The organism is Candidatus Symbiopectobacterium sp., assembly GCF_020054415.1.
GTDB lineage: Bacteria > Pseudomonadota > Gammaproteobacteria > Enterobacterales > Enterobacteriaceae > Symbiopectobacterium.
The window spans coordinates 1-5,216 of sequence record NZ_JAHWCO010000035.1; the positions used below are offsets into that span (position 1 = coordinate 1).

2 protein-coding genes and 4 pseudogenes are annotated in these 5,216 nt (G+C 51.0%); 5 read left to right on the forward strand and 1 reads right to left on the reverse strand.

Annotation, left to right across the window (positions count from 1 at the left end):
- The first annotated feature begins 113 nt into the window (after positions 1–113).
- From QZ506_RS01270 to QZ506_RS01290, 5 genes and pseudogenes are all read left to right on the forward strand, one after another.
- A pseudogene (locus QZ506_RS01270) lies at positions 114–579 on the forward strand (TRAP transporter small permease).
- Between the two features lie 14 nt (positions 580–593).
- A pseudogene (locus QZ506_RS01275) lies at positions 594–1,596 on the forward strand (TRAP transporter large permease).
- Positions 1,597–1,787: 191 nt separating this feature from the next.
- On the forward strand, positions 1,788–2,981 hold the full coding sequence (gene metC / locus QZ506_RS01280) for a cystathionine beta-lyase (RefSeq protein WP_291968498.1): 1,194 nt from the start codon (positions 1,788–1,790) through the stop codon (positions 2,979–2,981).
- A 240-nt stretch (positions 2,982–3,221) separates the two neighbouring features.
- Positions 3,222–3,881, forward strand: a complete 660-nt coding sequence (locus QZ506_RS01285) for a DedA family protein (RefSeq protein ID WP_291968496.1) — start codon at positions 3,222–3,224, stop codon at positions 3,879–3,881.
- Between the two features lie 312 nt (positions 3,882–4,193).
- A pseudogene (locus QZ506_RS01290) lies at positions 4,194–4,720 on the forward strand (aldo/keto reductase); the annotation flags it as partial.
- Between the two features lie 148 nt (positions 4,721–4,868).
- Here QZ506_RS01290 and QZ506_RS01295 read toward each other — a convergent pair.
- A pseudogene (locus QZ506_RS01295) lies at positions 4,869–5,184 on the reverse strand (IS1 family transposase).
- Positions 5,185–5,216: the final 32 nt, after the last annotated feature.

Genomic DNA, 5,216 nt, shown 5'->3' on the forward strand with positions numbered 1-5,216 from the left:
CCCAGCGAAACGACGGATCCTCGCAACGTAAAATCATGCAGTTAGGCCTCATGAGAAAAGTGTACACCTGAGATGACAAGCATTTTCAACCAAAACTGGCATGGAAAAACAGCATGATTACCTATTATTCAACAAAGCCGGTCATGACCATAATTATTCCTATTGGCATATTTGCACGCTACGCATTGAATTCGGCGCTTTCGTGGCCGGAAGCCGTTTCGATTATCTGCATGGTTACCTTTACCTTCCTCGGTGCCGCCGTGGGCTACCGCGCCAGTTCTCATATTGCAGTCAGCATGTTGACCGATAGACTCCCCGAGGCAGGGAAAAGGGTATGTGCTCTCATCACCAACATCTTCATGTTGTTGATCAGTATTTTTATTATTTATTACAGCACCCTACTCTGCACTGAGCTCTGAGCTCTGGGATCAGCACGTTGCAGAATTTCCGCTATTAACGGCGGGCCAGACCTATCTTCCACTGCCGATTGGTTCAGCGGTTACCTTGCTGTTTATTGTCGAGAAGCTGCTTTTTTGTCCGCAGGATCAACGCCCTGTTGTGTTGCTGGGTAACGCTTAATACGGAGCATAACCATGGATGCATTTATTTTGATTGCCACGCTGGCCGTCCTGTTGGCCGTCGGCGTGCCCGTCGCCTATGCGGTAGGCCTCAGCGCTATCGTGGGTGCCTTTTGGATAGACCTGCCGCTTGAAGCGGTGATGATCCAAATCACTAACGGCGTCAACAAGTTCTCTCTGCTTGCCATTCCGTTCTTTATTCTGGCGGGGGCCATCATGGCGTTTCCATTGCCTCACTTTTTATCGCAGGTGTCCTACCCGGCATACTGTTGGGGCTGACCTTGATGACGATGTGTGTGGGTTTTGCACACAAGCGCGGTTATCCCAAAGGCGAAGTAGTTCCCTTTAAGAACGCGTTGAAAATCTTTGCAGATACGCTGTGGGGTTTGATGACCGTAGTGATCATCATGGGAGGGATCTTATCCGGTATCTTCACCGCAACGGAATCTGCTGCCATCGCCTGCATCTGGTCGTTCTTCGTCACCATGTTTATCTACAAAGATTGCAAGTGGTCAGAATTGCAAAAATTGATGTACCGCACGGTGAAAACCGTCACCATCGTGATGATCTTGATCGGCTTTGCCGCCGCCTTCGGCGCCATCATGACTTACATGCAATTACCAAGTCGCATCACGGAATTCTTCACCTCAATTTCTGATAACAAATATGTGATTTTGATTTATATCAACATCATGCTGTTAGTGATCGGCACATTGATGGACATGGCGCCATTGATCTTGATTTTGACGCCGGTATTACTTCCCGTCGTATCCTCTCTGGGCGTCGATCCGGTTCATTTCGGTATGATCATGGTGATTAACCTGAGGATTGGTTTTATCACACCGCCAGTGTGCTCCGTGCTATTTGTTGCCAGTGCCGTGAGTAAACAAAGATCGAGCAGGTGGTAAAAGCCATGCTGCCCTTCTACTGCGGCCTATTCATCGTACTGTTACTGGTTACCTACATTCCTGCAATTTCTCTGTGGCTACCCAAATTATTTGGTGTCCATACCGGATAACCCAGCCTCCACGCCGCCAGCCCTTCATACATGATGGGCTGGCACTTCCCAGCTTTATCCAGCATGACATCATTTCCACCTCTTCAAAAACAGTGACTCTGGCCATTTTTCGTTTAGATGAAAAAACGTCATCCCTCTCTGCTTTACACCATGCTAGCGTATACGTTTCCATTCTCTTTGGTGAAACAGACATGAACAGCAAGAAAACAGCAACGGCGCTGGTCTCAGCAGGACGCAGCAAAAGATACACACAGGGATCGGTCAATAGCGTTATCCAACGCGCTTCATCGCTGATTTTTGAGACGGTTGCCGACAAGAAACAGGCCACCCTCAATCGAGCCAAAGGCGGTCTGTTTTATGGACGTCGCGGCACCCTGACACACTTCTCATTGCAGGAAGCGATGACGGAGCTGGAAGGCGGCGCGGGCTGTGCGCTGTATCCATGCGGTGCAGCGGCGATCTCCAATGCGATCCTCTCGTTTGTTGCAGGCGGTGATCATGTGCTGGTGACCGGTTCCGTCTACGAAACGACTCAAGCGTTCTGCGATAATGTGCTGAGCAAATTCAACGTTGCCACCAGCTACTTTGATCCGCTCATCGGTGCCGGTCTTGCTGACCTGATTCAGGAAAACACCAAAGTGGTGTTCCTCGAATCTCCCGGTTCAATCACCATGGAAGTGCACGATGTTCCAGCCATCGTCAGCGCAGTGCGTCGCGTTAACCCTGATATCGTGATCATCATGGATAACACCTGGGCGGCGGGCATTCTGTTCAAAGCACTTGAGTTTGGGATTGATATCTCCGTGCAGTCCGGCACCAAATATATTGTTGGTCACTCAGATGCCATGCTGGGTACCGCCGTTGCCAACGCACGCTGCTGGGATCAATTGCGTGAGCACTCCTATCTGATGGGACAAATGGTCGATGCCGATACCGCTTACGTCGCCAGTCGCGGCCTGCGCACCCTCGGGGTTCGCCTCAAGCAGCATCAGGAGAGCAGCCTGCGCATCGCCCACTGGCTCGCGGCACGGCCAGAAGTGGCGGTCATCAACCATCCGGCACTGCCGAGCTGTAAAGGACATGCGTTTTATGCCCGTGATTTCACCGGATGTAACGGATTGTTCTCCTTTGTGCTAAAGCAAAAGCTGAGCAAGGAGCAACTGTCCGACTATCTGGATAATTTTGCGCATTTCAGCATGGCCTATTCCTGGGGTGGTTTCGAATCCCTGATCCTGGCTAATCAGCCGGAGGATCTGGCTTCGATTCGTCCCGCGGGTGGCGTCGACTTCACCGGCACACTTATTCGGTTACATATCGGGCTTGAAGACTGTGATGATCTGATCGATGATTTGACAGCCGGATTCAACAGAATTCACAAAGTGTGACGGCGATATCCCTTGATATGGCTGCGGTGGTGTGTGTAAAGCGTGTATGATGAACGGAATAAGCAAGACAAAAAACCGCTTTACACGAATAACAGAGCTTATGTCTGTCGCCGAAAGGCGTTCGTATTGGCGACACTAATATCTTGGCCCTACGCTATTGCTTAGCGACACAGATTGATCCGTTCGACATTTGTGCGAGCAGGGTTGTGCTTTGGGCCCCTACACCCGGCAGGAAGTAATATGAGTGTGGTTCACGACATCATTCAGGCGCTGTGGCAGCAAGATTTCAGTGCGTTGGCCGATCCCAATGTTATCTGGGTTATCTACGTCATTCTTTTCACGACATTGTTTCTGGAAAATGGCTTGCTGCCAGCCTCGTTTCTGCCGGGAGACAGCCTGCTATTGCTCACCGGGGCCATGATCGCAAAAGGTGTGATGAGTTTCGTGCCCACCATGTGCCTGCTTACCGTCGCAGCCAGTCTCGGCTGTTGGCTCAGCTACCTGCAAGGTCGCTGGTTGGGGGATACGCGCATCGTGAAAGGGTGGCTGCTGCAACTGCCCGCACACTATCACCAACGTGCCTACAATATGTTCCATCGTCACGGTCTGGTAGCGTTGCTGATTGGCCGTTTTCTGGCTTTTATCCGCACCCTGTTGCCGACCATGGCGGGCATTTCTGGCCTTAACAGCCTGCGTTTTCAGTTGTTTAACTGGCTCAGCGGCTTTCTGTGGGTGTTTGGTATCGTCACACTGGGTTATTCCATTAGCCATGTGCCACTGGTCAAGCGCTATGAAGACCATGTGATGACCGCGCTGATCATTATCCCCATTGTTTTGCTGATCAGTGGATTGGTTGGCATGCTGGTGATGTTGTGGCACAAAGGGCGCTCCGCCGCCTAACGCGGGATCTTTCCAGGCTATTCTGCAACGATAACCGCTACTATCTGATTTTCTTGATGTTACGCGCAAGAAAATCAGGTACCGTTATATCTCCTCGCCGCTTTGCTGCTATTTTCGGCTAGACTTAACCGACATGTCCTGTCCATTACGAACAGGGTTGAAGGGATACCATTCATCACCGTATCCGGTGGCTGAAATCCAACCGAGCCCTTGCCGACCTCGGCAGGGAGGATTCTCGAATAAAGGAGAATGACATGACAACGCAACCCATGATCAAACTGGCCGACGGCAACATTATGCTGCAGCTCGGCCTGGCCGGTGCCGGATCAGGATACTTATGTTGATGCCTGGCGCGGCCTGCTGCGTTTGCAGGAGCAGGGGCTGGTGAAAAGCATTGGCGTGAGCAATTTTCATCCACACCATTTACAACGCCTGAAAGCTGAAACCGGCGTATTCCTGGTCATCAATCAGGTTGAGCTACACCCTCTGTTCCAGCAGCGCCAATTACACGCCTGGAATGCCACGCACCAGATTCAAACCGAGTCCTGGAGTCCGCTGGCACAAGGAGGAGAAGGGGTATTCGAACAGCAGCTGATCCGTCAGCTCGCGCTGAAATACGGCAAAACGCCTGCGCAGATTGTGATCCGCTGGCACCTGGATTCTGGCCTGGTGGTGATCCCGAAATCCGTTACCCCCCCGCGCGCATCCGAGAAAATTTCGATGTATTCGATTTCCGTCTCGACAAAGACGAACTGGGCGAGATCGCCAAGCTGGATGCAGGCAAACGGCTGGGACCAGACCCGGATGTCCCACGCACCACGTTTCCGACCAAAGACTAACGTGGTTTCCGCCACTGTGAGTGGCGGAAATCCTTTTTTCCGCTGCACTCACCCCCCTCTTAAGATCGCTATCAAATAACAATCAGAATTCCCTCCAATATTAACAGACACCAAACGAGGGTCGTGTATTCAATGAGTTGATGTAGCATCAAACGTAGTACTCGCGCTCGATGTAAGTACCGATGATCCTATCGTGCATTTCGGATGATTTTGAATATCCGAGCGTCTTGCGATTGAGCCGTTGCAATCGGTTACGCAGTGTCAGATGTGCACTCTCAATACGCTGTGTATACAGCTTGCTAACAATTTGATTTACTTTTTGAAGTTCGTCGTTTTAAGCCCTGTAGCCATCCGTGTTTGCATGACTGACGACGGTAACGCTGATGGCCACTTTTGCCATAACCGTGTTTTTTCACAGGAGATGTCTGTTCACAAAACGGGCATCTTACATCAACTTTAGCCACTGCATTCCACATCCAAAACCGGACATTTCACA